Raw genomic sequence first — 24,859 nt, forward strand, 5'->3', positions numbered from 1 at the left:
CCGCCGTTAGCACCATTACAGCAACCTTCAGCCCAAAATGCTTCAAGGATGTGATTGCCTGATGTTAATGCGTTGGCACTGGAAGAAAGCAGTTGACTCGTGTTATTAAAGTCGTAAGCCCACCAAAGGTCGCTAGTTTTCTTTGCTACCAATACCTTATCTAAATACAAAGCACCACCATAACCGGCATCTGTACCCAGTTGGAATGCCATTTGACTGACTCCGCTGGAAAAATTAACGGCCAAGTGCGAGAAAGTGTTGTACCCGCCCCAAATCATATTGAAGCCTGAAATAACTCCTGTGGTTGTGGCAGACGTTTGGGCATTCCAAGAAGCCTTATAATCTGAATTATTAACACCAGCATTAATATCCCGAGTTTGATAAGTAATGGAAGCTGCTTGAACAGCACCAAAACCCATCAAAGCGAACAAAAAAACAAGTGCTTTTAACTTGCGATTCATAAACAATTTCCTCAAATAAAGTAAGTTTTCAGAGCCACTATGACAACCTTGTGACGGGTCGCGGATTAATTTTATCCGGTAATACTGCTAATCATTTCCCAGCCAACGTAGACCGGGAAATGTAAGGATAATTAAACGTTATGCAGCTAAAGGCGAAACCGACATTTTTTTACGACGCGAACTCATCAAGCCAGCGAAAGCTGAACCGAACAACCACACCGCCGCTGGAACTGGTACCGCAGACGGGCCGACGTGATCCGCAAGCGAAACATGCAAGGTATAATCCTGACCGGGGCTAAGGTCTTGATTAGGATACTGGGCAACTGACACAAAATATAAGCCAGGGTTTGTAAGCACGGCACTCAGGAATGAGTCAAAACCATGAGCCGAACCCGCATCGGCAACACCGCCGTCATCATTAACGCCAATCAATGTACCGACTGAATCATACAAATTCACCCAGGAATCTAGATCATACATACCGTTGTCTATATCAAAATATGCCTGTTGATTTGCTTGGCTGGTGGTAAATGAGTACCAATCGCGGCCACTTGTGCCGGTAGTGGCACTGGCTGAGGCGTGAAAAAAAGTTGTGGAGATATTGGTAAACGGATCGCCAATATTGGCGTCGAAGTTTTTATCGAAATTTGAATCAAGATTCAATGCGGTTGCCATTGAACCATTGCCTGTGGCATCAGAAACTGCAACAGTGGCAGCTTCAGCAGAACCAAAGCCCAACATAGCTGAGCAAAGCACGAGAGAGCAAATTTGTTTTTTCATATTAAATACCTTTTAAAAAAATTAAGTTAGGGTGATTTGCAGTGCAGCCATCTTCTTCGTCCGTGTTGAAAAAGATCTGTCACTTTCCGTCCTCACCTCACGATGAGTTTGGCCTTTGTCTTCCTCCTTGTTTGTGTCTTTCCTGCACACAATAACGCTCTTTGCCATTGGATAATCCAGCTTGCTGCTGTACTCTCCAATTGGAGTTAATTATAAGAATCCTACGGGGAATTTCTGTGAACAGGTTCTCAGTGCTTTGATTTACGGTGTGACCAAAGTCTCAATACAGCAATGTTTTGGGGGAAAATGCGGAGAAACCTTAACCAAGGTTGCAGAAAAACAAGTATTCCACCGGACGGGCATGTTGCCCTCCGTAGGTTTTAAGTGTTGATCAAAAATAATAGACCCATATAAATATTTGGAACGGAGCTGCAAGGTAATGGTATAGACCCCTTCCCTTTCCAACGACAGCAGCGTGATGTATCAAAGTGAAAGAGTAATACCAATCCCAATAAGTTCTCATTGTTACCTTCTCCAAAGGGAGAAGGCTAGGATGAGGGGATTTATATAACAACTTTTTGGGATTGGTATAAACCACCACTTAGCAGAAGAAGGGAAATCCACCATGAACAGTAAGACAATAGATTTAGGCTTGTAAAAAAGAGGAGTTCATATGCGTGTGAGGTATTAGCCAACATTTGATGCTCCAAATCGTAGGGTTTGGTGCCTCACAGACAACCTACAAAATACCCAGCATACGGGCATTGATTATCTGGCTTTTTATAATGGAAACTGAGGACACTCAATGCTAGGCTATCAACACTAGCTGGAATTTAAGCAGTATTTTTATAGGAAGGCTGCTTAAGGGTATCTCTAAAAATCCCCATCACCTTCGCTACGCTCTCCCTCTGGAAGAAGGAGTTTTTGAATTTTTAGAGTTTCCCTTAAGTATGTACGTGTCTATACAACAAGTCCCCAATCTATTTTTTCTGGCAATGAATCCTTTTTAGTCGTGGCACTTTTTTCTACTTCTACATTAATTTCTGGGTTCTCTAACTCCGTGGAAGACAGCTCATGGCTTTTGGTCTCTTTGACTAAATAGTTTTTACCCTCCCCAGCAGCAAACTCCATCTGTTGCTTCGTGGCCTTCAGATCCGTATAAGTAGCCTTGCCACCCACACCCCATAGGGCGAGTACCATCAAAATCATCGTTAAAAAGGGAGTGGTCACCATTAAGATTTTGATGAATCTTATAAAAAAAAGACTAGTCATGGTTGCACCTTCCTGTATGTTCAATAGTTCGTTTTAAACCTGTGTGGCTTTAAAAAAAATACACATCCATGTACAAATCAACATTCCCTCTTTGGTTACCTATTAATAAAGCAGTCATTTACTTTATACTCTAAATTTAATGTGATTTCTGTGAATTAATACATAAATTTAAGATAAATAATTGGCTTGTTGAATAAATTGTTATCTAAGTCACCACTATCGAGCTTTAATGCCAATTTAACATTTTTTCCAAGTTAATTTTTCTTTCATTATCAAGATACACCGAATAAATTTTTTGTACATTCGTATGATTACCTATCCCATTTGCTGACAACGAGTTGCGTTCAAACAAATCGAAAATCGGTAAGCTAAATAATATGTAAGCAAGGATCAAACTGCCCAGTTCGGCAAGATGCTAGTTTCTAAGGAGTACTATTCCATGCAACACAAACAAAGTTTTTTTATTCAGTTTATGAAATTGGCCGGGCCTTTTTGGAATTCTGAAAACAAGTTAACCATTCGGATAGAGACGGTCTTGCTTATCGCTCTTACGCTGATGCAAATTGGCCTGGCTGTTTTTATTACCCAGTGGAATGCAAATCTTTTTGATGCCCTCGAACAACGGTCATTGACGGGGGTGAAAGCCCAGATAGGCGTGTTGCTTCTTATTTTCGCCAGCAGTATAACGATAACAACCGCCCACTTAATCATTAAACGACGGCTGTTGATCGGTTGGCGGACATGGCTGACTGAAAAAGTCATTGCCAAATGGCTACACAAGGGTCGCCATTATCAGATTACCTTAATGTCGCAAAATGACCATGATAATCCCGATGGCCGTATTGCAGAGGATATACGTATTGCGACGGAGGATGCCATTAACCTAAGTCATTCATTGTTTTACAGTTTGTTGATGTTAGGCAGCTTTACCAAGATACTTTGGGACATATCTGGGAAAGTGGTGTTTGATTTCGGTTTTATTTTAATTCCCGTGACGGGGTACTTGGTATGGATTGCGCTGAGTTACTCGGTTTGTGCCTCCATTTTAGGCTGGTGGATGGGCAAATCGATGACAATGGCGACCCATGCGAGGCAAACCAAAGAGGCTAACTTTCGACATTATCTAATTGATACACAAAGCAATTCGCAAGCCATCGCGTTAATTCGTGGCGAGAACAAGGAGCAGGAACATCTGCTTGACGCATTTCAGGCGATTATTGCAACTTATGCACAACAAACAGCGGCTTGGAAACAAATCCAGATATTTACCTCCGGTTACTCGGTCACTTCCATGGCATTGCCGATTTTGGCCGCCTCGCCCCGTTATATTGCCGGCGCGATTTCATTGGGAATGCTGATGCAGTCCGTACAGGCTTTTCAACACATGGTTTCCGCTTTGTCCTGGCCGGTCGATAATATGGCTGTCATCGCTAAATGGCGGACATCAGTTGAACGGGTGTTGGGTCTGGTTAGTGCCTTAGATCATTTGGAACTCGACATTGCCGAGCTTAATTCTCGTCAGATTAGTGTCAAAAAGGCAGATGTTTCTGTATTAAAGCTAACAAATGTGACTATAGCCAGCTTGGAAGGCGACAACCTTTCATCAACTATCAATGATGAAATCAAAGCAGGTGAACGTGTGCTGATTTCTGATAAAACCAGCAGTGGGGCAAAACTATTTAAGGCTATTGCAGGTTTATGGCCATGGGGAACTGGAACTATAGAAGTACCAGAGAATGACACTCTATTTTTCATGCCACCCAAACCTTACCTTCCGGTTGAATCATTATTTGCCGCCATTTGTTACCCAAAATCCAAAGTTTTATTCGAGCAAGCACTTGTTGAGAAATTGCTAATACAGATCGGTCAAAAAGATTTGGTTAAGCAACTGAATCGAGTCGATTCTTGGGAGCAACTGCTATCAAACGAACAACAGCAATACTTGGGTGTGGTTCGGGTTTTGTTGCATCGTCCGCAGTGGATTTTTATTCAAGAAGCCTTGGATTCCCTAACTCCAAGTGATGAGACGAAAATGCTAACGCTACTGGGTAAAGAATTGCCCAACTCAGGTATTTTGACGATTACCCATCAACCCGCCGCTGAAGCTTTTCATCAACGTAGGCTAAAAATTTAGTGTTGGTTCGGCTAATATTTTTATTATTCGACAGAAGTGACCATTGATGCTCAAGACAGACTCCCTGTTTCAGTAAAGCACAAAAAATAAAATGACCAAATGGCTGGTATGTAGAAGTCCGTAAAAATAAAATAGCACAACTTAACGCCGCCAGCCGTCGGCATATCTCATCGATGCAGAATACTTAGCACTCGATAAAATCGACTTATCGAGAAATCATCATAAACCCTTGCCAAATTTTTTAGCGGGCGGATCTAAGTGCTAATGTTTATATTCTGTATATCATGCGGGGAGCGAACGGCATTTGCGTAAGCATTTGTTGGATGAACGAGTTCAAAATTTAAGCTATCTTGGTTGATGGTGCGACGGCGAATGGCGCAGTGAGCTTGATATAAGACTTATTCGTAAATAACCGACACAGCGGTCAATTACCGAGCCTTAGCTTTAATCGCTGTTTTTATAAAATATTTTAATGCTTATTAATCAATCATATACAGAAATTACCACCTTTACTTCATGACGGACTGTGACTCACATCAACCAACATAGTGGAGATCGACCATAACCCGCCCGTCAAACTTACCAACTGCCGATATTCGCAGCTCCAGGTACAGACATTCAACTAAACATTCAGTGCATTCTATAAAACGCTTCATAAAACTCATAATGCCACCATGAATAAAGATCATTTAACAGTTCTCATGGAATAGCGTAACGTTTCGTTTGATTCATTTTCTATTTGGAGATATTCATGGAGACGTTACCTAAATTTACAGTTCTTAGTTTTCTGATCTTTTTTGCGATTGCGGCGAACGCAGGTTCAAACTTCGACATCGTAGCCAATCTCGATAATGGACCTGGAAATGTGACCGTTACCGATAACGGACGCATCATCATGAGTATGCACCAGTTTTACCAACCGAAATACACGGTGGTTGAGTATAGGGATAAGGTGTTGGTGCCGTTTCCGAATAAGGAATTAGCGGATGTGGACTCCAAAGCGGCTTTGAAGCTCGATTCTGTGCTAGGCATAAGGTTTGCCAATGGTATCGTCTGGATGCTGGATAACGGGATGCGTAGCGGAGTAACGCCAAAGCTGGTGGGATGGGATACCAAGACCAATAAACTCCATCAGGTAATTTTATTGCCGTCCCCGATAGCGCCAAAAGATGAATTTGTTAACGATTTTGCCGTCGATACCCGCCACAATCATATTTTTATCAGCGATCCGGCAGGTGGTGCAAATGCTGCGCTAATTGTCGTCAATCTGGCTACAGGAAAGGTGCGACGTGTTCTGGAAGGACATACTAGTGTAGTTCCTGAAAATGTCGACCTGGTGATTTATAAGATTCCAGTTCAGGTTAAAGATAAATCTGGGAAACTGATTCGCCCACATATCGGGGTCAACCCGATTACCGAAGACTTGAATAATGAATGGGTTTACTTCGGCCCGATGCACGGACTCAGCCTTTATCGGATAAAAGCGGACGATCTGATAGACGAAAAACTGGATGCCAAGGTTTTGGCAAGCCGTGTTGAACGCTACAGCGATAAGCCGATTTCAGACGGCATTACCATAGACAAGGACAACAACATTTATCTGGGCGAATTGGCGGCCAACGGCATCGGCGTTATTTCGGCAGACAGAAAATATAAGCGACTAGCGGAGAACTCCAATCTGTCTTGGGTGGATTCATTTTGTTTTGGTACTGCTGGACAGTTGTATGCAGTTGTCAATCGGCTGCATCAGTCAGCTACGCTGAATGGTGGGGTGTTGAAAGCAAAGCCGCCGTTTTATTTAATACAGGTAAAAGCATTGGCTGCGGGGTTGGCGGGGCGCTAACAAAACTTATAAACCATCAATATTCTGCCCTATCGCCATGATTTTATCTCGTAACCACTGATGGGCGGGGTCTTTGTCGTGTAAAGGATGCCAGATCATCACTAAATCATAAGCCGGAAGTTGGATAGGCACGGGAAATATTTCCAGCGGCACAAACTTCGTAAACCGTTTAGCCAGTTTATATGGCAAAGACAAAATCATGTCCGTTTGGGCGACGATCAACGGTGCGGACAGGAAGTTGGGCACGATTAACTTGATTCGCCGCTCCAGCCCCATCTCCTGCAAGTGTTGGTCGATGATCCCCGCCGGAGTGCCTTTCCAGGAGATCAGCATGTGCGGAACGGCGATGTAGTCTTCCAGTGAGGGCGTGGCGCGAATGATGGGATGGTTTTGCCTGACGACACAAACCATTTCATCATCAAACAAAGTTTGGCAACGCAAATGGGCGGGAGGATTTAAAACCGATCCGAAACCCAATACGACATCAAGGCTACCATTTTCCAATTGCGTGACCGGAAATGAAGCTTCTGTGCGCTTGACATGAAGATCAATGCTGGGCGCAATCTGGTCGATAGCCCCCGTTAACGCAGGTACTAACAAAAATTCCAAATAATCGGTGGCAGCTAAGACAAAACGCCGCTGGCTGGTGCTGGCTTCAAATTCCAAAGGCGGCTGAATGAGTTGCTCCATCTCGGACAACAATGCCCTAACTGGCGCAATCAAAGCCAGCGCCCGTTCCGTCGGTTTCATGCCAGTCGGGGTTTTCACCAGCAATGGATCATCCAGTTGTTGCCGCAACCGATGCAGGATGTGGCTCATCGCCGATTGGGTGACGAACATCTGTTCCGCCGCACGGGTCACGTTCAACTCCCGCATCAGCACGTCAAATGCCACCAGTAGGTTTAAATCGAAGGTTCTTAGATTGGACATCAGGTTTTTTCCCTATGTTGATTTGCCCTCACCCAACCCTCCCCTCTGGAGAGGGCTTTACACTAATGTATCGACGACAACGATTCGATGCCATGACATTAAACACTAAGGTGCTTTGACTATGAATTGCGTCAATGGCTACATGAAACTTATACATTTAACAAAGCCTCCGTTTCAACCTATTGTATCGCTCAAGCGTGTCATAGACACTCACTTTTCCTGGATAAGAATACCCTCTCATCCAATGTTATCTTTGGGAGAAACAATATGTCAGCAAATCTTTCAACTCAAACGTTTAAACCGTACACAGGAGAAAAAGCTCGTATCAGCCGCGCTTATGATTACCTTATCTTGGTATTGGCACTATTCTTGTTTATTGGTTCCTTCCATCTGCATTTTGCCCTTACGGTCGGCGATTGGGATTTCTGGGTGGACTGGAAGGACAGACAATGGTGGCCGTTGGTTACACCTCTGATGGGCATTACGTTTCCGGCGGCGGTGCAAGCCGTCTTGTGGGGGAAATTCCGCCTACCCTTGGGTGCCACCTTGTGTGTCGCGGCTTTGTCGATAGGCACCTGGATAGCCCGAATCTTCGCTTATCACTATTGGAATTATTTTCCCATCAATATGGTACTGCCTTCTACCATGCTGCCGAGTGCGCTAGTCCTGGACGCAATTCTGATGTTGAGCAACAGCCTGACGATTACCGCAATATTTGGGGGTTCCATGTTTGCGCTGCTGTTCTACCCTGCTAACTGGCCAATCTTCGCCATGTTTCATCTGCCTGTCGAAGCTGGCAATGGTCAATTGACTTTGGCGGACTTGTTCGGCTTCCAGTACATTCGTACTGGGATGCCAGAATATCTAAGGATTATCGAGCGCGGGACATTACGGACTTACGGCCAAATTGCAACGCCATTGTCAGCGTTCTGTTCAGCCCTGTTATGTACGTTGATGTATACCTTATGGTGGTATATCGGGAAGTGGTTTGCAACAACACGCTACCTTAGCAACATTTAAAGGAGGGCTGAATTATGAAAACATTAATAAAGGAATCTCATTACAAGTTGAATCCGTCCATGGTTCGACTAGCTCACCACGAACGGATTCAACTAGGCTCTCCTGAGAACGGTCAAAAGGATTATTACGGAAGGAATAATATTACTACCGTTCGTCCTGAGCCTGTCGAAGGACATCACCAGCCCCCCCTAAAGTGCTTAATACTTCTAGGCTTAATCTTCTCGGTGTACATGCTTACAATGCAACCCGTAATGGCACATGGGGAAAAAGCCTTAGAGCCATTCATCCGAATGCGTACGATCCAGTGGTACGACGTGCAATGGTCCAAGCAAAAATTCAATGTCAATGAAGAAATCAGCGTCAGCGGCAAATTTCATGTGGCCGAGGATTGGCCTGCCAGTGTACCCAAACCGGAAGCGGCGTTTTTGAATATATCCACACCTGGCCCAGTCCTGATTCGAACTGAACGCTATTTGAACGATAAACCCTACATGAATTCGGTGGCGTTGCAACCAGGCGGCGATTACAACTTCAAGGTCGTACTGAAAGGACGCCTGCCGGGTCATTACCACATCCACCCCTTCTTTAACCTGAAAGATACGGGTCAAGTGATGGGGCCTGGTGTATGGCTGGATATTGCCGGAGATGCAGCGGATTTTACCAATGACATCCAAACCATCAACGGCGAGATGGTCAATATGGAAACTTATGGCCTAGGCAACGGCATATTCTGGCACAGTTTCTGGGCTGTACTGGCAACGACCTGGCTGCTCTGGTGGGTACGTCGGCCTTTATTTATTGCCCGTTACCGAATGCTGCAAGCGGGCTTGGAAGATGAGCTGATTACCCCATTCGACAGAAAAATCGGCAAAGCTATCCTGATCGGTGTGCCTTTGCTGGTGTTTGCAGCTTATTCAATGACAGCCAGCAAATATCCTAAAGCGATTCCCTTGCAGGCTTCGCTAAATCAAATCCTGCCGCTCCCTGCCCAGGTAAATGCCGGAGTGGTTAATGTCGAAACAGTAAAGGCCGAATACCGTGTACCGGAGAGAACTATGACGTTTACCCTAAAAATCAAGAATGGCAGTGATAAGCCGATTCAAATCGGCGAGTTTGCTACCGGAAATGTACGTTTTTTCAATAAAGATGCACCAAAACCGGAGCTAGGCAGTTCAGAAAGTGTGGCATCTTCTGAAGGCTTAAGCGTGGACAATGCCGCCCCTATCCAACCCGGCGAGCAGCGCACTATGACGATTGCCGCCAAAGATGCGTTATGGGAATCCGAACGATTGGACGGCCTGATTAACGATGCCGACAGCCGAATTGGTGGTTTGCTGTTTTTCTACGACGGCGCAGGTGAGCGTTATATCTCAAGCCTGACTGCCGCAGTTATCCCCAAATTCAATTAGCTCACAATCTCAAGAGGTCAACATCATGGCTACAACACGCGAACACACGGCTGTATTAGTAGAAGATAAGAAAATGCCGCCCTGGTATTTGAAGGATTTACCTAAGTATTTGTCTGGCTTTGCCATACTGACCGTCATCTATATGGGGCTACGTATCTACCAAGGTGCATTCGCCGTTTCAACTGGGCTGGATTCCACGGAACCGGTATTTGAAATCTACTGGATGCGGCTGTTTTACATAGAATTAGGGGTTATTTTTTTCTTCGCAACCGGGGCATGGGGATATTTATGGTTTTCCCGGGACAAAAACCTGGACACGCTTGAACCTAAGGAGGAAATCCGCCGTTATTTTGCCCTCACCATGTGGATTAGTATCTACACTTTTGCGGTGTATTGGGCGGGCAGTTATTTCGCGGAACAGGATAATTCCTGGCATCAGGTCGCCATCCGCGACACGCCGTTCACGGCCAATCACATCATCGAGTTTTATTTCAATTTTCCGCTGTATATCATCCTGGGCGGTTGTGCTTGGCTCTATGCCAGAACTCGGTTGCCGCTTTATGCCAAAGGTATTTCGTTGCCATTGACGTTGGCGGTATTCGGGCCGTTCATGATCCTGGTCAGTGTCGGCTTCAATGAATGGGGACATACCTTCTGGTTTAGGGAAGAATTTTTCGCCGCGCCTATCCATTGGGGATTTGTGATTGGCGTGTGGTTTGCGTTGGGGGTAGGCGGTATTCTATTGCAGGGTACAACCCGTATGATTGAATTGCTGGATGGGATTGAAGATGCGCCCTAATATATTTGCGGGACAACTATATTCCGACTGCGTTTTAATGCAGAGTAAATATACGAAACGTTAGCTACTAAGAAGCAACTCAGGAATCCGGCATGGCTCACCAGGTTATCGACAACATTGCTTGGTACAGCCTGATTGGGCCACATGGGAAGTTTTCTGCTGGTGCGAACGAAGCCCGCCGATACGCACCAGGCTTCGCATCAATCATCGCATTCTCAGATCTTGAGCGTCCAGACTTTGCAGCCTTGAACTCGTACTGTGAACTGGGCGAACAGTTCTACTGTAGTGGTTGGTCAGGAATCGTTCCGTCCGGTTGGCAGATTGATTCCGAGACAACGATGTACAAAATGATATGGGAAGCACCTATGCCTACAGTTGATGAAGCACTCGATGCAGTTCAACTGGGATCGGAACACGTATCGCAAATGCTTGAGTTAGTCCGTATCACCCACCCAGGGCCATTTGGCTCCAGAACCGTCGAACTGGGCGAGTACTTTGGGTTTTTACAAGGCGAACGCTTGATTGCAATGGCGGGTGAACGTATGTACGCTGGGGTATTCAGAGAGATAAGTGGCGTTTGCACCCATCCAGATTTTCAAGGCCAGGGGCTTGCGCGTCGGCTGGTAGAAAAACTTATTCGACGTGAGATTCAGCGAAAGGAAATACCCTTCCTTCATGTCGTGCGAGATACCGGCGATACCCACCGCATCTATGAGCGAATAGGTTTTCGACACAATAACGAGGTTATTCTCCGAATAATTTCAAGGAAGCTGTAATTGATTTCCGAATACGCTTTGCTAGACTATTCTGGTGGCAATTGCGCCGACGACCAAATTTGCACAACCCTAGGCTGCTATATCGTTGATTATTCTGGAACGTTATTTCGATACTTCAACCCTGATGATATCTCGAATGCTTAGAGGGATAATGCCGTTTTTAATTGATTATTACTTCACTATTGGATTAAAAAGATGATTACACATCACCAGTTCGCCCGTACCTGGGGCATCCCTAACTTAAGCGTGTTCTGTGTCAAAGTCGAAACCTATCTGCGTATGAACAAGCTGCCGCATAAAATTGCCGAAACCCTGCCGCTTAAGGGGCCGCGAGGAAAATTACCGTATATTGAAGATGATGGACGCAAACTTTCTGATTCTCGCTTGATTTTGAATTATCTAAGAGCCACTTATGGCGATTCTGACCAAGAATTCCTTTCACCTGAGCAAAAAAGCATTGCCACGGCATACCAGAGACTTCTGGAAGAACATCTCTATTGGGTCGATATGATTACGCGTTGGAATTATACGGAAGAAAATTGGCAAATAATTAAACAGGCAATTTTCGGTGGCCTGCCGCCGATTGCCCGTGATCTTGCGGCGACTATTTATCGCGTTAAGATTAAGTCACAAATCAAAGGGCACGGCATAGGGCGTTTAACGTACGAAGAAATATTTGAGCTTGGCAAGGAAGACATTGATAGCCTTGCTAAATTTCTCGGAAATAAACCGTATTTTATGGGTAAGCAACCAAGCACCTTGGATGCAAGCGCGTATGGCGTTCTTGTCAATATCCTGGGATCTCCGTTCAAGTCTCCACTAAAAACCCATGCCTTGACCAAACAGAATCTAATTGATTATTGCGAACGGGTGCAGACAGGATATTTCCCTGAGTTACCCTGGGTAGCCGTAAAGGATGGTTCGTAAGGAGTTACATCAACGCCGAAACACGGCGGTGAGTAAAATAGCTTGCAACATTTACCATTCTTATGAGTAATTGTGTACCCGTTTATACAAGGCCAATGATAATTAAGATATATAAAACATTATGATAGATGTGCAGACCTCGCTGTTTTTCGGCAAATATTGGAAATTACGGTACATCCTTAAATTAATCTCCGTTATTTCTGATAACGCAGTTGGGTAATTTTTGAACACTTCTGATGGTTGCCAATATTTCGTTTTAACCCGCATACAGGGCAAAGCTAAATAGCATCAGGTTTCACTGTGGCAATGCTTGTTTGGGTTTGCGCTTTTGCATCAACAGGTAAATCCACCTCTACCCAATCTATTTGCTTTTCGCTCATCAGGTTTTTACCCTCTGAACAGTTGGGATTGCCCACATGCAAAAAAATGATAATGTTTGATCGCTAACCATACTAACCAGGGAAGGGAAAAGCTTGGGCTTCCTGAAATAACCGATCAACATACAAGATTTCAACTGAAAAATGTTGTTAATCGAATCTGACCAGCATCCTACTCTTATACATCATTAATGCAAAAAAACTAACATAGCTATATACAATTTGCAGGTTGAGCGGAATTGATTTCAGATAACATTTTGAAATTACTACAAGTTGATTTAGCTAACCTGTGCCTTGTATATAGCCATGAAAACCAATTTTTCGGACAAAGGCATCGGAAGCACACAAGTAAATAGGGACAATGCTATTATTACCCGATAGGTGAAAATATCTCATCCTGATTACTCGTAGTGAGCCCAGTCGGGATTTTTACCATACCGAAAACTTGTTATATTCGGGTAGTTGTTTTCAGGAATTGATTCATTCGGGGAGATCAGTATGTTGGTGACATTTACAACCCAAACCTATTCCGACATCACCATGTTTGGGGATGTCGCGCTTGCCATGCTGAAAATGATGGGACACAGCGCAACGATACCGGGTGCTATTCTGGCAGCAGATGTTCCTGTGGCTTTGAATCGATTAACAGCAGCTATAGCTGTAGAAAAAGCCTCGCCGCCAAATGAAAGTAAAGATTCTAATGAACCAGGGGTAAGCATGGCTAAGCGAGCGTTACCTTTAATCAATCTACTTTCTGCCGCAATAAAGGAAAACTCTAACGTCATGTGGAGCTAAAAAGAACTGATTCCCTCTCTCCGGGAGAGGGCTAGGGTGAGGGGTCAATAAGGCTTTTTGCTTTTTAGATCCCCTCATCCCAACCTTCTCGGCAACTGCTGAAGTACAGGACGTACTGAATGCAGCAAACGCAGGAGCAGTTTGTCGTCCTGCGTTGCCCTACTACCTACATCCTTGTAGGCATCCCGAAGGGAGAAAGGGCTACCCAGCGTTTGGCTGAAGCATCTTACTAATTGATAGTGCCGCTATTTTTGCGAAAGATTTTTCCGGGCTCCTGCTCGAAAAATCAGCAAAAACTACGCGGCAGCCAATGCCTGCGGCTGCCCCAGCCGTCCTGCTACACGCGTTTTATGCCCAACAAGGGGCATAAAACTGGTTGCGCAATGACTCGACGCGATGTCGGAATGCTTTGCAATTCCACTCCGCAAACCGCGCTGCGTGGAATCGCCCAGCCCTATCGCTTCTGGGGACTAAAAATCTTCACTCCGCTCACGCTACGTTTCCACGATTTTCAGCTCAGGTAAATTATGGAGCATCTATGTTACGTATCATCATATTGCTCAAGAATAGCTGTTACTTATGTAACAAAAAACAGCGGATCAGAGTATTTCTTGCGGCTTTGGTGTTAAGGTAGGCTCTCTATTTCAGACAAGCTAAAGCAATGCACCCTAATTTTTTCAAGCAACTCTTGCTTATCAGTCAGTTTGAACTCAAACGGGGTTTTGCGACGCGTAAAGGTTTGCTGTCTGTAGTGACTTTTGCGGTCGTTTGGTATTTTATCCTACTTTATCCGCTGCGGTTTGCAGCGGATCTGTTGGTGCAGGAAAAGGGCTTAAATCACAACTCCAGCTTTTTAGATTTCATCGGTTTTGGGTCATTGCAGCTTTGGCCCATTCCTGAATTCGGCGTATTTTGGCAGTTTGCACTGCTTATCTTCCCAATGTTGAGCATTACGATTGCAGCGGATCAAACCAGTTCGGATCGTAAACGCGGCACCTTACGTTTTATAGTATTGCGTAGCAGTCGTGACAGTCTATTTTTTGGTCGGTTTATTGGTGTTTTGGCTATTCAGGCAATTCTAATTGCTGCAACTGCATTCAGCACCCTACTTCTGGTGTTGTATCGCGATGCCACGCTGTTTTCTTCAGCCTTACCAAATCTGTTTGTCATTATCGTTAATGTAACCTTAGCCGTGCTGCCCTTTACCGCCATGATGGCGGCTTTATCCGCCAAGCTTTTGTCTGCAAAGCAAGCAACCCTCTGGGCCATCCTGATATGGACATTCCTGGCTGGCATAATCAGCGGTTTTGCCCACTACTTACCCGCGTTAGATTTTTTTAAATTTTTGATACCCGGCTATCAATTATCTGCCTTAGCGCAACTGTCAGAATGGCAAACGCTGCAATTGGCCTATATTCCCCTACTGCAAAGCCTTGTTTTATTAGCCTTGGGGCGCTGGATCATGGCGAGGCAGGCATTGTGAATACACCAATTATTCAATGTCAACGGCTTAACCACATTTACTCGGATACAGTCGCACTCTCCGATGTCAATTTTGACCTTGATGCTGGTGAGCCTATTGGCTTGGTCGGCCCTAATGGAGCAGGGAAAACCACCTTGCTCAACATCCTATCTGGTTTTTTGCGACCCACTTCTGGTAGCGTCAAATTGTTCGGTTATCGTCCAGGTGCGGCGGAACTTATTGGTAAAATATCGGCACTACCACAGGACGCAAGGCTGGATCCAAGCTTTACCATTGCCGAGCAACTGGTTTTTTATGCCCTTTTACAGGATTTAACTAAACCGCAGGCAACTTTAGAAGCCAGCAGGGTTTTAGAGGCCGTCAGCCTAACAGAAGTCGCCCAAGAAAAACCGAACGCCCTCAGCCATGGCATGGCAAAACGGGTGGCAATTGCCCAAGCTTTGATCGGCACACCAGCATTAATCTTACTGGATGAACCCACCGCAGGGCTTGATCCGGTAAATGTCAGAACTGTACGGACAATCATTGCAGAACAATCGTCGATGACGACGTTTATTATTAGCTCCCATGATTTAGCTGAACTTGATCGGTTGTGTCAAAAAGTGTTGTTGCTGGAAAAAGGCGTTTTGTTACCGGAAACCATTAGCCGAAACGAACAACAAACCGAAACCCGTTTTATTACCTTACAAATGGAAACCTGCCCGGCACTGGAATTGATTGCTAAACTCCAAGCTTTAGAAGGAGTCCTACAGGTCACTAATCCGCAAAAAAATGAATTTATTGTTGCTTATAACCCTGACTTGCAACCCAGCATGGATCTACAAGTAATGCAGTGCATTAGCACGAATCACTGGCAATATCGGCAGTTAAGCCACGGTAAGACGTTGGAAGAAAAATTGTTTTTTAGCAAGTAGCATGGATGGAGCTTGCGGAATCCGAGATTTCGTGATACCTACTCCCCCGTATTCCGCTTTACTTCATACGGGCTACTTTACTAATCATTCACATTAAAATACGGCGGCATCCCGTTAATATAAGCCATATACATGGCATCCGCCATTGTCCAAAGTACATTCAGCTTAAACTTTAAGATTTGCAACATCCGCTCTTGTTGTTCGCGGGTCTTGTACCAATCGAGGGTGATTTCCAAGCCATGTTCGACATCCCGGCGGGCTTCGGTCAGACGTTTGCGAAAGTAGGCGTAGCCTTCCTTATCAATCCAGGGGTAATGCTCGGGCCAGTTGTTTAGGCGTTGCTGGTGGATTTTCGGGGCAAACAGTTCGGTTAATGACGAGCTGGCGGCTTCGTGCCATTCGGCTTGGCGGGCGAAGTTGACATACGCATCGACGGCAAAACGAACTCCCGGCAATACATGCTGCTCGGAGGTGATTTCTTCACGGCTTAAGCCGACTGCGATGCCTAATTGAATCCAGGCCTCAATCCCACCGGATTCGCCCGGTTGGCCGTCGTGGTCGATAATGCGTTGCAGCCATTGCTGGCGGGTGGCGCGATCAGGGCAATTGGCGAGGATGTTGGCATCCTTGCGCGGAATGCTGACTTGGTAATAATAACGGTTAGCCACCCAGCCCTGGATTTGCGCCTTGGTTAACTTTCCCTCATTCATCAATACATGATAAGGATGATGGATGTGGTAATACTTTTCCATGCCGCGCAATTGGGCTTCGAATTCGGTGCGAGTCCAAGGTTGTTGTTCGATTTTGTTCATAAAATGTTATCTTTTTAAATAAATATCAGGCATCACAACCTTTATCTATGGCTTTATTGATTAACAGCATTTACGGTTTGTTAGATTGCTTATTTGAATGGGTTGATAATCGTCAGCTTACCGTCAATGACTTGCTGATGCTGCATATCTTCTGAAAAAAGTGTCGTACAGTTTGCTGATAATGCAGCGGCGATAATTAAACTGTCATAAATCGAAAAGCCATACCGTTCAACGATAGATAGCGCAAGCAGTGTTGTTTCAGCAGTCAGAGGAACAACGTGACATTCTTGTATGAGCCGCTCGATAACTACAATAATTTCTTCAAGCTTAAAATTCAACTTACGCTTCAATACATTAGCGCATTCATTTAAAACTTGGGCAGAGATTACTGGCTTTGTTGCAAGAATTGCCAAAGCTTTAAGCCGCTTATCATCATCATCGCTAAAACAATAAACAACCATATTGGTATCGAGAAAACTAGCGTTCATTCGCTTCGTCGCGATTAAATTTAAAACCTTTAAAGTTCCTGCGGAAAGGTGCAAACACACTGTCCAATTCGGCTATTTTTTGTTGGGTATCAACTTGATAATTTTCAATCGCGTAGCGTGTTTTTAGATAGCCAATAAAATCCAGTACTTCCACGCGCAAGTTTTCAGGAAGGACTTGCGTTTCTTGATAGATTAATTCTGCTGTATTCATGGGCATTACCGTTTCGAGTTTATAAAGAATTGCCGCCTAATTTAACACATTACGTAGGGCGGGTCCCGACCCGCCCTACGGGTTCTACCATGTCAATATTTATACCATGGATGGTTGAGCAATGGATTAGCTGTCTTCATCGGAAGTGGCGCTGGGACTTGTTATCAAATCTTTCTGAATCAAGGTAAGAAGACGACCCACTTGAACGGTAGTTAGTTCTTCAAGCCCCAGAAGCTGCTCTTGGGAATAGTTTAGACTACGCAGAAAATCTAAACGCTCTCGTAGAATTGCGAGTTGTTTTCGCTCAAGCTCAAGCCTAGAAGATTGGATCTCAATACCTGTTTTTTCGAGCTCAAGTTTCTGAGCTTTAATCTTGGAGGGAAGCGTGAATAGTTCAATTACCAAATCTTTCAGGTGGCCAATCGCTAGCCCAATACCAGAGAAATCGGCGAAACCTGGAGAAGCATATCTCACTTTGAGTACACGGAGTGGCGGCATGGTTCCAAGGTTCCGCAATGATAACCTCTTTATGTCCTGTCGTAGATTGGTGTTGCGGAATTCGTACAAATCGCTCAGGGCAAAACTTAATTCTTTCATCCTTGAGCAACGTTCGGTGAACGTTGCTGAGCGAAGTGCTTCGACGAGCTCATCTGATCCTTCATGTAAGTTAGTAACCCGTTCAATATACGATGCGACATCCTCAATATTGGCGGATGAGATATGAGCAAAATTATGTTGAACCGAGTTTGCCGTGGGTAGTATTGGTCCGTCATAAGCGTGCTGTTGCCAGTCTGCTAACAAGAAGAAGATATAGAATTGCTCCATGGCCTCCATTAGATTGGCCATATCCCGGGCGTTCCAATCGCCAGCCAACGGCAGTCGGAGCAAGTCTCTCTGAGAAGTCTCAACTCTTAGGGTCTGAATGGTCACGAGAGGGCTCCTGGAGACGGCTAAGTACAATAAGGCATCCTAATGACGCAAAACTTTGCATCAAAAAAATGCCTAAATATGCTGTTAAAAATAATTTCATAGCACTGTAGGTTGGGGGTGAGGAACGAACCCCAACCTACATAAATTTTGTTTATTAAAACACCACATCTTCATATATATCTTCAAAGCTTAAAGCGGCACGGTAATCGCCGCAGCTTATTTCAAAGCTCTGTCCTGGTGACAAAATGCCAGACTGCCAAGCACCTGCCGCATCGCGCTGAAAATAATCGACTTTCTTTTGCTGAGAATCAGCGAGTAAGTAATAGCTTAGGCTGGGCAGTTGGGAATAAGCCCGCCATTTTTCGTGACGGTCAACGCGTTCGGTGCTGGGCGATTGCACTTCGGCGATTAAACAGGGTTGTTCCTTGTAGAAATCGGCGTTGTCGGCTTTTTCGCACACCAGCATGACATCGGGGTAGTAATAGAATCGGCCTTGGTCGAGGCGGCATTTCATGTCGCTGGCAAAAACGGCGCAGCCATTTGAGTTACCTCGTGCAGCGGAGCGTAACTGGAAGAAAATATTGCCAGTAATACGGTTATGTCTTTCATTCGCGCCGGACATGGCATAGCAATCACCATCCACGTATTCGTTTTTGAATTCGCTTAGGGCTTCCAGCGTTAAATAATCTTGTTCGGTTAAATGCTTTTTTTGCGGGTTTGCGGACATATTGGTGGCTCCTACAAATTAATTTCTATGCCATCATAAGCGATTTCAATTCCATTTTCTGCCAGAATTTGGTGCGGCTCGGAATCTTCATCCAAAATCGGGTTGCTGTTGTTGATGTGGATCAATATCTTACGCGCATTCGGCATGTTATTGAGGATTTCTATCATGCCGCCAGCGCCCGATTGCGGTAAATGCCCCATTTCTGCCGCTTTTTTCTTGCCCAGCCCTTGTTCGATCATTTCATCCTCTGTCCAGAACGTGCCGTCCAGCAATAAACAATCAGCAGATTGCATGGCGGTCATAACGTGGCCTTCGATTTCACCCAATCCGGGCGAATAAAACAGCTTTTTTCCAGTGGAAATTTGCTCGATAACCACGCCGATGTTGTCGCCTTCATGCGGGTCGTGACGGTGCGGGGAGTAGGGCGGGGCTTTGCTCTTAAGTGCGCGGGTGTAAAAGCGCAGGTCGGCGATGGCGGGAATGGTGAAGCCGCTGCCGTCGATGGGGATGGGGTGGTGGTTGACGGTGCAATAGTGCGAGAGCATGTTGAACACGGGAAAGCCCGTGGTCAAGTCCTGCTTGACCATCTCGGAGCAGTAAATGTCCAGCGGTTTGCCTTCGCGCAGCATGAGCAAGCCCGTGGTGTGGTCGATCTGGCTGTCCATCAGCAAGATGGCCTTGATGCCGGTATCGCGCAGGCCATGCTTGGGTTGGATGGCGGGGAAGGCTTCCAGTTGCGCACGGATGTCGGGTGAGGCGTTGATTAATAACCAATTTTCATTGTCGCTGCTTACAGCAATCGAGGATTGGGTACGCGGCTTGCCGTTCATTTCGCCAGCACGAATGCGTTTGCAGTTGTTACAGTTGCAGTTCCACTGCGGAAAGCCACCGCCTGCGCCTGAGCCTAGGATTCTGATTTTCATTTCGTTACGATTATTTTCAATAAAACAGTGCGAATGATAGGTTATTAGCTACATACAGGCAAAAAAAAGGGGTTCACAAAGAACCCCTCTTAATCTGTACTAATTGTTTTTAACGGTTCATGATGTACATGGTGACTTCAAAACCGAAACGCAAGTCAGTGTAGCTTGGTGTTTCCCATTTCATTGCAAACCTCCAGAAGTTTTAAATTTTTAATTAAGCTAGCTTGATCAATAAAGCTGCCCGAAGTATACGACGAACGATTGTTTTTCGCAACTACGGAGTTGAGACTGCTTTCACCCAAAAAAGTTGCTGGATTTTGGGTGGGATTTACCGAGCAAGACACTTTATTTTTTGTTAGAAAAGCGTATCATCAAGTATCGCCTGATTTACTATTAATAACAATTCAAACAAACTGGCGATAAGGAGGCATCATGAATGATGTGGCAGGACTTTTTTTGGCGATGATTGCAATTGGTGCGGTGGCTTTTGCACCTCTAGGTTATTTCATCTATAAATTCACGCAGAAGGACGGCAAGCCGTTTGGCGATATTGAACCTCATGGCGACAGCCCGTCTTTGGTCAACGATTTGGCCGAAAAGGCCATAGCTTTTGTAAAAAAACAGCTTAATAAAAACAACACATCCTCGTAAAAATCCACTGTGCGTCACAGGTTGCCGCAAGTTGGGCAACCTGGATTTTTTTTGAAATGCATGGTTTTGATATTCATCGTTAGCCCGTCAATCAACAATAATCTTCCGGTTAAAGTTTCTCCCGTGTTGATGATAAGCTTCATCGCCTCCAACGCCTGGATACTGCCCACAATGCCGGTAATGGGCGCGATTACACCGTTAGTCGCACAGTTTTGCATTTCTTCCCCTTCATTTTTATACAGGCAGTTGTAGCACGGGCTGGCACTAATTCCTGGTGTGAATACAGACACTTGACCTTCAAACCGGATTGCAGCCCCCGACACCAAGGGCTTCCGAAAGGCTACACAGGCTTTATTGACGGCAAACCGGGTCGCAAAATTATCGCTGCAATCCAAGATTACATCCGCCTTTTTGACTTCTTCATCCAGTTGCCCACCCTGCAATCTTTGCTTAACAGCCGCCACCTGCACGTTTGGATTTAATTGATTAAGCATATTACGGGTTGAAATTACCTTATCCATCCCCACATCGTCAGTGTGATGGGCAATCTGTCTTTGCAAATTGGACAAATCCACCTCGTCGTTATCATAAATCGTGATGTGACCGGCACCGCCAGCGGCGAGGTACATGGCCGCAGGTGAACCCAAGCCGCCCGCGCCCACAATGAGAACACGGGCTGTGAGCAGTTTTTGTTGTCCGGCCATATCGCACTGGGGCAGCATGATCTGGCGGCTATAACGTAGCAGTTGGTTGTCATTCATAAGTTGTTTTATTGATTAGCTCAGGTGGAAGATGATGCCAAAGAACTTGACAGACTGCAAAAGCTCATTATTATTAGCACTCATGGCTAGCGAGTGCTAATAACACATTAACCCTTAACAAAACCTCTAGGAGAGATATATGAAGATACGTCCGTTACATGACAGAGTGATCGTCAAACGCCTTGAAGAAGAAACGACAACAGCAGGTGGCATCGTATTGCCAGGCTCTGCGGCTGAAAAACCCAGCCAAGGTATGGTATTGGCAATAGGCGGCGGCAAACAGCTGGATAACGGCCAAGTCCGCGCTTTGGAAGTCAAAGTTGGCGACAAGGTATTGTTCGGTAAATATTCTGGCAACGAAGTTAAAGTTGATGGCGAAGACCTCATCGTCATGCGCGAAGAAGACATCATGGGCATTGTAGGCTAACCTGCTTTTTACCATATCAGCCCGTAGAGTACGCAGCGCGTACCATTCCCTACCATAAACAAACGAATTAGGAATAAAACATGGCAGCAAAAGACGTATTATTTGGTGATGACGCACGTACCCGTATGGCGCGTGGCGTTAATATTTTGGCAAATGCAGTTAAAGTGACTTTGGGTCCTAAAGGTCGTAATGCAATTTTAGATAAAAGCTACGGCGCTCCAACCATCACTAAAGATGGTGTATCCGTTGCAAAAGAAATTGAATTGAAAGACAAATTCGAAAACATGGGCGCACAGATGGTTAAGGAAGTCGCTTCCCATACTTCTGATGTTGCTGGTGACGGTACTACGACTGCAACCGTATTGGCGCAATCTATCGTCAACGAAGGCTTGAAAGCCGTTGCCGCTGGCATGAACCCAATGGACTTAAAACGCGGTATTGATTTAGCCGTGACTAAAGCCGTTGAAGCAATTGTTGCTTCTGCAACCCCTTGCGCCGATAACAAAGCGATTGCACAAGTCGGGACAATCTCAGCAAACTCAGATGAATCCGTCGGCAAAATCATTGCGGAAGCAATGGAAAAAGTCGGCAAAGAAGGCGTAATCACCGTTGAAGAAGGCACAGGCCTTGACAATTCCTTAGACGTGGTTGAAGGGATGCAGTTTGATCGTGGCTATTTGTCACCTTACTTCATCAACAAACAAGAAAACATGAGCGTTGAACTGGATGATCCACTTATCCTGATTTACGAAAAGAAAATCTCCAACATTCGTGAAATGTTGCCAATCTTGGAAGCCGTTGCTAAATCAGGTCGTCCATTATTGATCGTAGCAGAAGACGTTGAAGGCGAAGCCTTGGCAACTCTGGTGGTCAACACCATCCGTGGCATCGTAAAAGTTGCCGCCGTTAAAGCCCCTGGTTTCGGTGATCGTCGTAAAGCCATGTTGGAAGACATTGCCGTGTTAACTGGCGGTACTGTCATCTCTGAAGAAGTCGGCCTAAGCTTAGAAAAAGCCGAATTGAGCCAATTAGGTACTGCGAAACGAGTACAAATCACTAAAGAAAATACCACCATCATTGATGGTGCAGGTTCTGAAGAGCAAATCAAAGGCCGCGTAAACCAAATCCGCGCACAAGCCGAAGATGCAACTTCCGACTACGACAAAGAAAAACTGCAAGAACGTCTGGCTAAGTTAGCTGGCGGTGTAGCGGTAATCAAAGTCGGTGCTGCAACCGAAATCGAAATGAAAGAAAAGAAAGCCCGTGTAGAAGATGCCCTGCATTCAACACGCGCAGCCGTTGAAGAAGGCGTTGTGGCTGGTGGCGGTACTGCGTTAGTTCGTGCTTTGTCTGCTTTGGTTGGTTTAGAAGGTAAAAATCATGACCAAACAGCGGGAGTTAACATTTTGCGCCGTGCGATGGAAGAGCCATTACGTCAAATCGTTGCCAACGCGGGTGACGAGCCTTCAGTTGTGTTTAACGAAGTGCAAAAAGGCAAAGGTAACTTCGGTTACAACGCCGCAACTGGCGTGTACGGCGACATGATCGAAATGGGTATCCTAGATCCTGCCAAAGTAACCCGTACTGCACTGCAAAACGCGGCTTCTGTTGCTGGCTTGATGCTGACTACAGAAGTTATGATTGCTGATGCACCTAGCGATGAAAAAGTAGGCGGCATGCCAGATATGGGCGGCATGGGCGGAATGGGTGGTATGGGCGGCATGATGTAATCTGCTGCTTTTATAGCATTCTTGCTGTAAAAACGGAAGCCCGGTTGTTGTGAAAAGCAGCCGGGCTTTTTTATGCCATATTGCATATAAGGAATTCAAACCCCATATTATTGACTATATAGATCATAACGATCAGTTACGGCAATTTATGTAATCCTTAATCAAACTTTTTCCGTTTGATGTTAGAATTCTGCCAAACAACAACTTAAAAAATCATGCAACTAACCATTACTGCTCTAGGAAAGCTTCACACCCATTTTATTGCGGAAATACTGCCCATCATCCGTGATTGTAAATGTAATGTTGTTGAAATAAGGTCGTCACGCCTTGGACAGTCAACTGCCAGCTACTTGTTAATACAAGGTAACTGGAATCAGATAGCCAAAGTGGAAAGCGCCCTGGATTTAATTCAAAAGCGCATGGAAATCAAAATTCACACGCTACGAACCGAAGCTAAGGAGAAAGGCAAGGAATCTGTGCCTTATACTCTGGAGACCATTTCCTTAGACAGGGAAAACATCGTCGAATCGATTACCACTTTTCTGCTCGGACGCGACATTGAAATCGAGGAAATAACGGGGAGTTCTTATCTAGCACCTTATGCCCAAACGCCGGTATTCTCGACCAAATTGGTAATTCTGATCCCCCCGCAACTGCATCTCTTATCGTTGCGTGAGGAATTTTTGGATTTTTGCGATCATTTAAATATTGACGCAATTCTTGAACCCATAAAACGATAGGTATAACAATGACCCAGCCCAGCATCGGCGACGTTATGCCGGATTTTGAAGTGCAAGCGACTGGCGATAAAAGCCTGAAACTAAGTGATTATCGCGGCAAAACTGTTGTATTGTATTTTTACCCCAAAGACAGCACCCCAGGCTGTACGCAAGAAGGTCAGGATTTTCGGGATAATATCGAAAAATTCACGGCATTGAATGCGATTGTATTAGGTGTGTCCCGAGACTCTCTCAAATCCCACGAAAATTTTAAATGCAAACAGGAATTCCCTTTTGACTTGATTTCGGATAAGGATGAAACACTCTGCCAGTTGTTTGATGTCATCAAAATGAAAAACATGTATGGCAAACAGGTTCAGGGGATTGAACGCAGTACTTTTTTAATTGACCCACAAGGCGTATTGGTACACGAGTGGCGCAAGATAAGCGTCAAGGGTCATTGTGACCAAGTTTTGCTGGCGTTGGGGGAACTGACATTAGCGTAGGGGCAGCCCCTAGGGTTGCCCCTTATTATAGTTTGCCCTGTTCATTAGATAACT

The 24,859-nt window shown here is 45.2% G+C and carries 29 protein-coding genes and 1 riboswitch; of the genes, 16 read left to right on the plus strand and 13 right to left on the minus strand.

Translation table 11 applies throughout. The annotated features are described in order from the left end of the window. From ABL924_RS09325 to ABL924_RS09335, 3 genes are all read right to left on the minus strand, one after another. The coding region (locus tag ABL924_RS09325) for a CCXG family PEP-CTERM protein (RefSeq protein ID WP_349026819.1) at window positions 1–461 on the minus strand (461 nt) is incomplete at its 3' end. Between the two features lie 138 nt (window positions 462–599). Next, window positions 600–1,241, minus strand: coding sequence for a hypothetical protein (locus ABL924_RS09330; RefSeq protein WP_349026820.1), 642 nt, complete (start codon window positions 1,239–1,241; stop codon window positions 600–602). Between the two features lie 34 nt (window positions 1,242–1,275). Continuing rightward, a riboswitch (cyclic di-GMP riboswitch) is annotated at window positions 1,276–1,364 on the minus strand. 837 nt (window positions 1,365–2,201) lie between these two features. After that, window positions 2,202–2,513: a hypothetical protein gene (locus ABL924_RS09335; RefSeq protein ID WP_349026821.1), complete on the minus strand. Its 312-nt coding sequence runs from the start codon at window positions 2,511–2,513 to the stop codon at window positions 2,202–2,204. 439 nt (window positions 2,514–2,952) lie between these two features. On the opposite strand from ABL924_RS09335, the gene ABL924_RS09340 reads away from it, so the two are divergent. Further along, window positions 2,953–4,647, plus strand: a complete 1,695-nt coding sequence (locus tag ABL924_RS09340) for an SbmA/BacA-like family transporter (RefSeq protein WP_349026822.1) — start codon at window positions 2,953–2,955, stop codon at window positions 4,645–4,647. A gap of 536 nt (window positions 4,648–5,183) precedes the next feature. Here ABL924_RS09340 and ABL924_RS09345 read toward each other — a convergent pair. Beyond that, a complete protein-coding gene (locus ABL924_RS09345; protein ID WP_349026823.1) occupies window positions 5,184–5,336 on the minus strand; it encodes a hypothetical protein in 153 nt (50 codons plus the stop codon). A gap of 62 nt (window positions 5,337–5,398) precedes the next feature. On the opposite strand from ABL924_RS09345, the gene ABL924_RS09350 reads away from it, so the two are divergent. Next, window positions 5,399–6,490 (plus strand): L-dopachrome tautomerase-related protein, encoded by a 1,092-nt coding sequence (locus ABL924_RS09350; protein WP_349026824.1) that lies wholly within the window; start codon window positions 5,399–5,401, stop codon window positions 6,488–6,490. Between the two features lie 6 nt (window positions 6,491–6,496). Here the strand turns inward: ABL924_RS09350 and ABL924_RS09355 are convergent, their stop codons facing one another. Beyond that, on the minus strand, window positions 6,497–7,420 hold the full coding sequence (locus ABL924_RS09355) for a LysR family transcriptional regulator (RefSeq protein ID WP_349026825.1): 924 nt from the start codon (window positions 7,418–7,420) through the stop codon (window positions 6,497–6,499). 267 nt (window positions 7,421–7,687) lie between these two features. Here ABL924_RS09355 and amoA point away from each other — a divergent pair, with 267 nt between their 5' ends. The 9 genes from amoA (at window position 7,688) to ABL924_RS09400 (ending at window position 15,920) form a co-directional block, all read left to right on the plus strand. Further along, entirely contained in the window at window positions 7,688–8,440 is a 753-nt protein-coding gene (gene amoA, locus ABL924_RS09360) for a bacterial ammonia monooxygenase, subunit AmoA (protein WP_349026826.1), read from the plus strand. 14 nt (window positions 8,441–8,454) lie between these two features. Further along, entirely contained in the window at window positions 8,455–9,849 is a 1,395-nt protein-coding gene (gene amoB / locus ABL924_RS09365; RefSeq protein ID WP_349026827.1) for a bacterial ammonia monooxygenase, subunit AmoB, read from the plus strand. 25 nt (window positions 9,850–9,874) lie between these two features. Next, a complete protein-coding gene (amoC, locus tag ABL924_RS09370) occupies window positions 9,875–10,648 on the plus strand; it encodes a bacterial ammonia monooxygenase, subunit AmoC (RefSeq protein WP_349026828.1) in 774 nt (257 codons plus the stop codon). A gap of 92 nt (window positions 10,649–10,740) precedes the next feature. After that, window positions 10,741–11,424: a GNAT family N-acetyltransferase gene (locus ABL924_RS09375; protein ID WP_349026829.1), complete on the plus strand. Its 684-nt coding sequence runs from the start codon at window positions 10,741–10,743 to the stop codon at window positions 11,422–11,424. A 195-nt stretch (window positions 11,425–11,619) separates the two neighbouring features. Next, complete coding sequence (locus ABL924_RS09380; RefSeq protein WP_349026830.1) at window positions 11,620–12,351, plus strand: glutathione S-transferase family protein; 732 nt, start codon at window positions 11,620–11,622, stop codon at window positions 12,349–12,351. Window positions 12,352–13,226: 875 nt separating this feature from the next. Next, window positions 13,227–13,523 carry a DUF1840 domain-containing protein gene (locus ABL924_RS09385; protein ID WP_349026831.1) on the plus strand — a complete coding sequence of 99 codons (297 nt, stop codon included), beginning with the start codon at window positions 13,227–13,229 and terminating at the stop codon, window positions 13,521–13,523. A gap of 383 nt (window positions 13,524–13,906) precedes the next feature. Beyond that, window positions 13,907–14,047, plus strand: a complete 141-nt coding sequence (locus ABL924_RS09390; RefSeq protein ID WP_349026832.1) for a hypothetical protein — start codon at window positions 13,907–13,909, stop codon at window positions 14,045–14,047. A 137-nt stretch (window positions 14,048–14,184) separates the two neighbouring features. After that, window positions 14,185–15,006, plus strand: coding sequence for an ABC transporter permease subunit (locus tag ABL924_RS09395; RefSeq protein ID WP_349026833.1), 822 nt, complete (start codon window positions 14,185–14,187; stop codon window positions 15,004–15,006). Further along, window positions 15,003–15,920, plus strand: a complete 918-nt coding sequence (locus ABL924_RS09400; RefSeq protein WP_349026834.1) for an ABC transporter ATP-binding protein — start codon at window positions 15,003–15,005, stop codon at window positions 15,918–15,920. Before ABL924_RS09395 ends, ABL924_RS09400 begins: the two co-directional genes overlap by 4 nt. Window positions 15,921–16,000: 80 nt before the next feature. On the opposite strand, the gene pqqC is transcribed toward ABL924_RS09400, so the two are convergent. From pqqC to pqqA, 7 genes are all read right to left on the minus strand, one after another. After that, on the minus strand, window positions 16,001–16,732 hold the full coding sequence (pqqC, locus tag ABL924_RS09405) for a pyrroloquinoline-quinone synthase PqqC (protein WP_349026835.1): 732 nt from the start codon (window positions 16,730–16,732) through the stop codon (window positions 16,001–16,003). Window positions 16,733–16,821: 89 nt separating this feature from the next. After that, window positions 16,822–17,220, minus strand: coding sequence for a PIN domain-containing protein (locus tag ABL924_RS09410; RefSeq protein WP_349026836.1), 399 nt, complete (start codon window positions 17,218–17,220; stop codon window positions 16,822–16,824). Next, window positions 17,210–17,437, minus strand: a complete 228-nt coding sequence (locus ABL924_RS09415) for a hypothetical protein (protein ID WP_349026837.1) — start codon at window positions 17,435–17,437, stop codon at window positions 17,210–17,212. The genes ABL924_RS09410 and ABL924_RS09415 overlap by 11 nt, the downstream gene beginning before the upstream one ends. A 120-nt stretch (window positions 17,438–17,557) precedes the next feature. After that, a complete protein-coding gene (locus tag ABL924_RS09420; protein WP_349026838.1) occupies window positions 17,558–18,361 on the minus strand; it encodes a hypothetical protein in 804 nt (267 codons plus the stop codon). 154 nt (window positions 18,362–18,515) lie between these two features. Beyond that, entirely contained in the window at window positions 18,516–19,088 is a 573-nt protein-coding gene (locus tag ABL924_RS09425; RefSeq protein WP_349026839.1) for a Uma2 family endonuclease, read from the minus strand. A gap of 11 nt (window positions 19,089–19,099) precedes the next feature. Then, the gene (gene pqqB, locus ABL924_RS09430) at window positions 19,100–20,011 is read right to left on the minus strand and encodes a pyrroloquinoline quinone biosynthesis protein PqqB (RefSeq protein ID WP_349026840.1); all 912 of its coding nucleotides are present in this window, start codon (window positions 20,009–20,011) and stop codon (window positions 19,100–19,102) included. Window positions 20,012–20,120: 109 nt separating this feature from the next. Continuing rightward, a complete protein-coding gene (gene pqqA / locus ABL924_RS09435; RefSeq protein WP_349026858.1) occupies window positions 20,121–20,195 on the minus strand; it encodes a pyrroloquinoline quinone precursor peptide PqqA in 75 nt (24 codons plus the stop codon). Between the two features lie 248 nt (window positions 20,196–20,443). Between pqqA and ABL924_RS09440 the strand changes: the two genes are divergently transcribed. Further along, on the plus strand, window positions 20,444–20,662 hold the full coding sequence (locus tag ABL924_RS09440) for a hypothetical protein (RefSeq protein WP_349026841.1): 219 nt from the start codon (window positions 20,444–20,446) through the stop codon (window positions 20,660–20,662). Between the two features lie 14 nt (window positions 20,663–20,676). On the opposite strand, the gene moeB is transcribed toward ABL924_RS09440, so the two are convergent. Continuing rightward, on the minus strand, window positions 20,677–21,423 hold the full coding sequence (moeB, locus tag ABL924_RS09445) for a molybdopterin-synthase adenylyltransferase MoeB (protein WP_349026842.1): 747 nt from the start codon (window positions 21,421–21,423) through the stop codon (window positions 20,677–20,679). A 139-nt stretch (window positions 21,424–21,562) separates the two neighbouring features. Between moeB and ABL924_RS09450 the strand changes: the two genes are divergently transcribed. The 4 genes from ABL924_RS09450 (at window position 21,563) to ABL924_RS09465 (ending at window position 24,805) form a co-directional block, all read left to right on the plus strand. Further along, window positions 21,563–21,850 (plus strand): co-chaperone GroES, encoded by a 288-nt coding sequence (locus tag ABL924_RS09450; RefSeq protein ID WP_349026843.1) that lies wholly within the window; start codon window positions 21,563–21,565, stop codon window positions 21,848–21,850. An 80-nt stretch (window positions 21,851–21,930) separates the two neighbouring features. Next, entirely contained in the window at window positions 21,931–23,580 is a 1,650-nt protein-coding gene (gene groL / locus ABL924_RS09455) for a chaperonin GroEL (protein WP_349026844.1), read from the plus strand. A gap of 215 nt (window positions 23,581–23,795) precedes the next feature. Beyond that, a complete protein-coding gene (locus ABL924_RS09460; RefSeq protein WP_349026845.1) occupies window positions 23,796–24,320 on the plus strand; it encodes an ACT domain-containing protein in 525 nt (174 codons plus the stop codon). Between the two features lie 8 nt (window positions 24,321–24,328). Beyond that, the gene (locus ABL924_RS09465; protein WP_349026846.1) at window positions 24,329–24,805 is read left to right on the plus strand and encodes a peroxiredoxin; all 477 of its coding nucleotides are present in this window, start codon (window positions 24,329–24,331) and stop codon (window positions 24,803–24,805) included. The last annotated feature ends 54 nt before the right edge of the window (window positions 24,806–24,859 follow it).

Origin of the sequence: Methyloglobulus sp., assembly GCF_040079455.1 — a bacterium.
Lineage (GTDB): Bacteria > Pseudomonadota > Gammaproteobacteria > Methylococcales > Methylomonadaceae > Methyloglobulus.

Bases quoted from the DNA above. Each gene is read 5' to 3' on its own strand.
- ABL924_RS09330 (WP_349026820.1), bottom strand. From the start codon at position 1,241: ATGAAAAAACAAATTTGCTCTCTCGTGCTTTGCTCAGCTATGTTGGGC.
- ABL924_RS09335 (WP_349026821.1), bottom strand. From the start codon at position 2,513: ATGACTAGTCTTTTTTTTATAAGATTCATCAAAATCTTAATGGTGACC.
- ABL924_RS09340 (WP_349026822.1), top strand. From the start codon at position 2,953: ATGCAACACAAACAAAGTTTTTTTATTCAGTTTATGAAATTGGCCGGG.
- ABL924_RS09345 (WP_349026823.1), bottom strand. From the start codon at position 5,336: ATGATCTTTATTCATGGTGGCATTATGAGTTTTATGAAGCGTTTTATA.
- ABL924_RS09350 (WP_349026824.1), top strand. From the start codon at position 5,399: ATGGAGACGTTACCTAAATTTACAGTTCTTAGTTTTCTGATCTTTTTT.
- ABL924_RS09355 (WP_349026825.1), bottom strand. From the start codon at position 7,420: ATGTCCAATCTAAGAACCTTCGATTTAAACCTACTGGTGGCATTTGAC.
- amoA (WP_349026826.1), top strand. From the start codon at position 7,688: ATGTCAGCAAATCTTTCAACTCAAACGTTTAAACCGTACACAGGAGAA.
- amoB (WP_349026827.1), top strand. From the start codon at position 8,455: ATGAAAACATTAATAAAGGAATCTCATTACAAGTTGAATCCGTCCATG.
- amoC (WP_349026828.1), top strand. From the start codon at position 9,875: ATGGCTACAACACGCGAACACACGGCTGTATTAGTAGAAGATAAGAAA.
- ABL924_RS09375 (WP_349026829.1), top strand. From the start codon at position 10,741: ATGGCTCACCAGGTTATCGACAACATTGCTTGGTACAGCCTGATTGGG.
- ABL924_RS09380 (WP_349026830.1), top strand. From the start codon at position 11,620: ATGATTACACATCACCAGTTCGCCCGTACCTGGGGCATCCCTAACTTA.
- ABL924_RS09385 (WP_349026831.1), top strand. From the start codon at position 13,227: ATGTTGGTGACATTTACAACCCAAACCTATTCCGACATCACCATGTTT.
- ABL924_RS09390 (WP_349026832.1), top strand. From the start codon at position 13,907: ATGACTCGACGCGATGTCGGAATGCTTTGCAATTCCACTCCGCAAACC.
- ABL924_RS09395 (WP_349026833.1), top strand. From the start codon at position 14,185: ATGCACCCTAATTTTTTCAAGCAACTCTTGCTTATCAGTCAGTTTGAA.
- pqqC (WP_349026835.1), bottom strand. From the start codon at position 16,732: ATGAACAAAATCGAACAACAACCTTGGACTCGCACCGAATTCGAAGCC.
- ABL924_RS09410 (WP_349026836.1), bottom strand. From the start codon at position 17,220: ATGAACGCTAGTTTTCTCGATACCAATATGGTTGTTTATTGTTTTAGC.
- ABL924_RS09415 (WP_349026837.1), bottom strand. From the start codon at position 17,437: ATGCCCATGAATACAGCAGAATTAATCTATCAAGAAACGCAAGTCCTT.
- ABL924_RS09425 (WP_349026839.1), bottom strand. From the start codon at position 19,088: ATGTCCGCAAACCCGCAAAAAAAGCATTTAACCGAACAAGATTATTTA.
- pqqB (WP_349026840.1), bottom strand. From the start codon at position 20,011: ATGAAAATCAGAATCCTAGGCTCAGGCGCAGGCGGTGGCTTTCCGCAG.
- ABL924_RS09440 (WP_349026841.1), top strand. From the start codon at position 20,444: ATGAATGATGTGGCAGGACTTTTTTTGGCGATGATTGCAATTGGTGCG.
- moeB (WP_349026842.1), bottom strand. From the start codon at position 21,423: ATGAATGACAACCAACTGCTACGTTATAGCCGCCAGATCATGCTGCCC.
- ABL924_RS09450 (WP_349026843.1), top strand. From the start codon at position 21,563: ATGAAGATACGTCCGTTACATGACAGAGTGATCGTCAAACGCCTTGAA.
- groL (WP_349026844.1), top strand. From the start codon at position 21,931: ATGGCAGCAAAAGACGTATTATTTGGTGATGACGCACGTACCCGTATG.
- ABL924_RS09460 (WP_349026845.1), top strand. From the start codon at position 23,796: ATGCAACTAACCATTACTGCTCTAGGAAAGCTTCACACCCATTTTATT.
- ABL924_RS09465 (WP_349026846.1), top strand. From the start codon at position 24,329: ATGACCCAGCCCAGCATCGGCGACGTTATGCCGGATTTTGAAGTGCAA.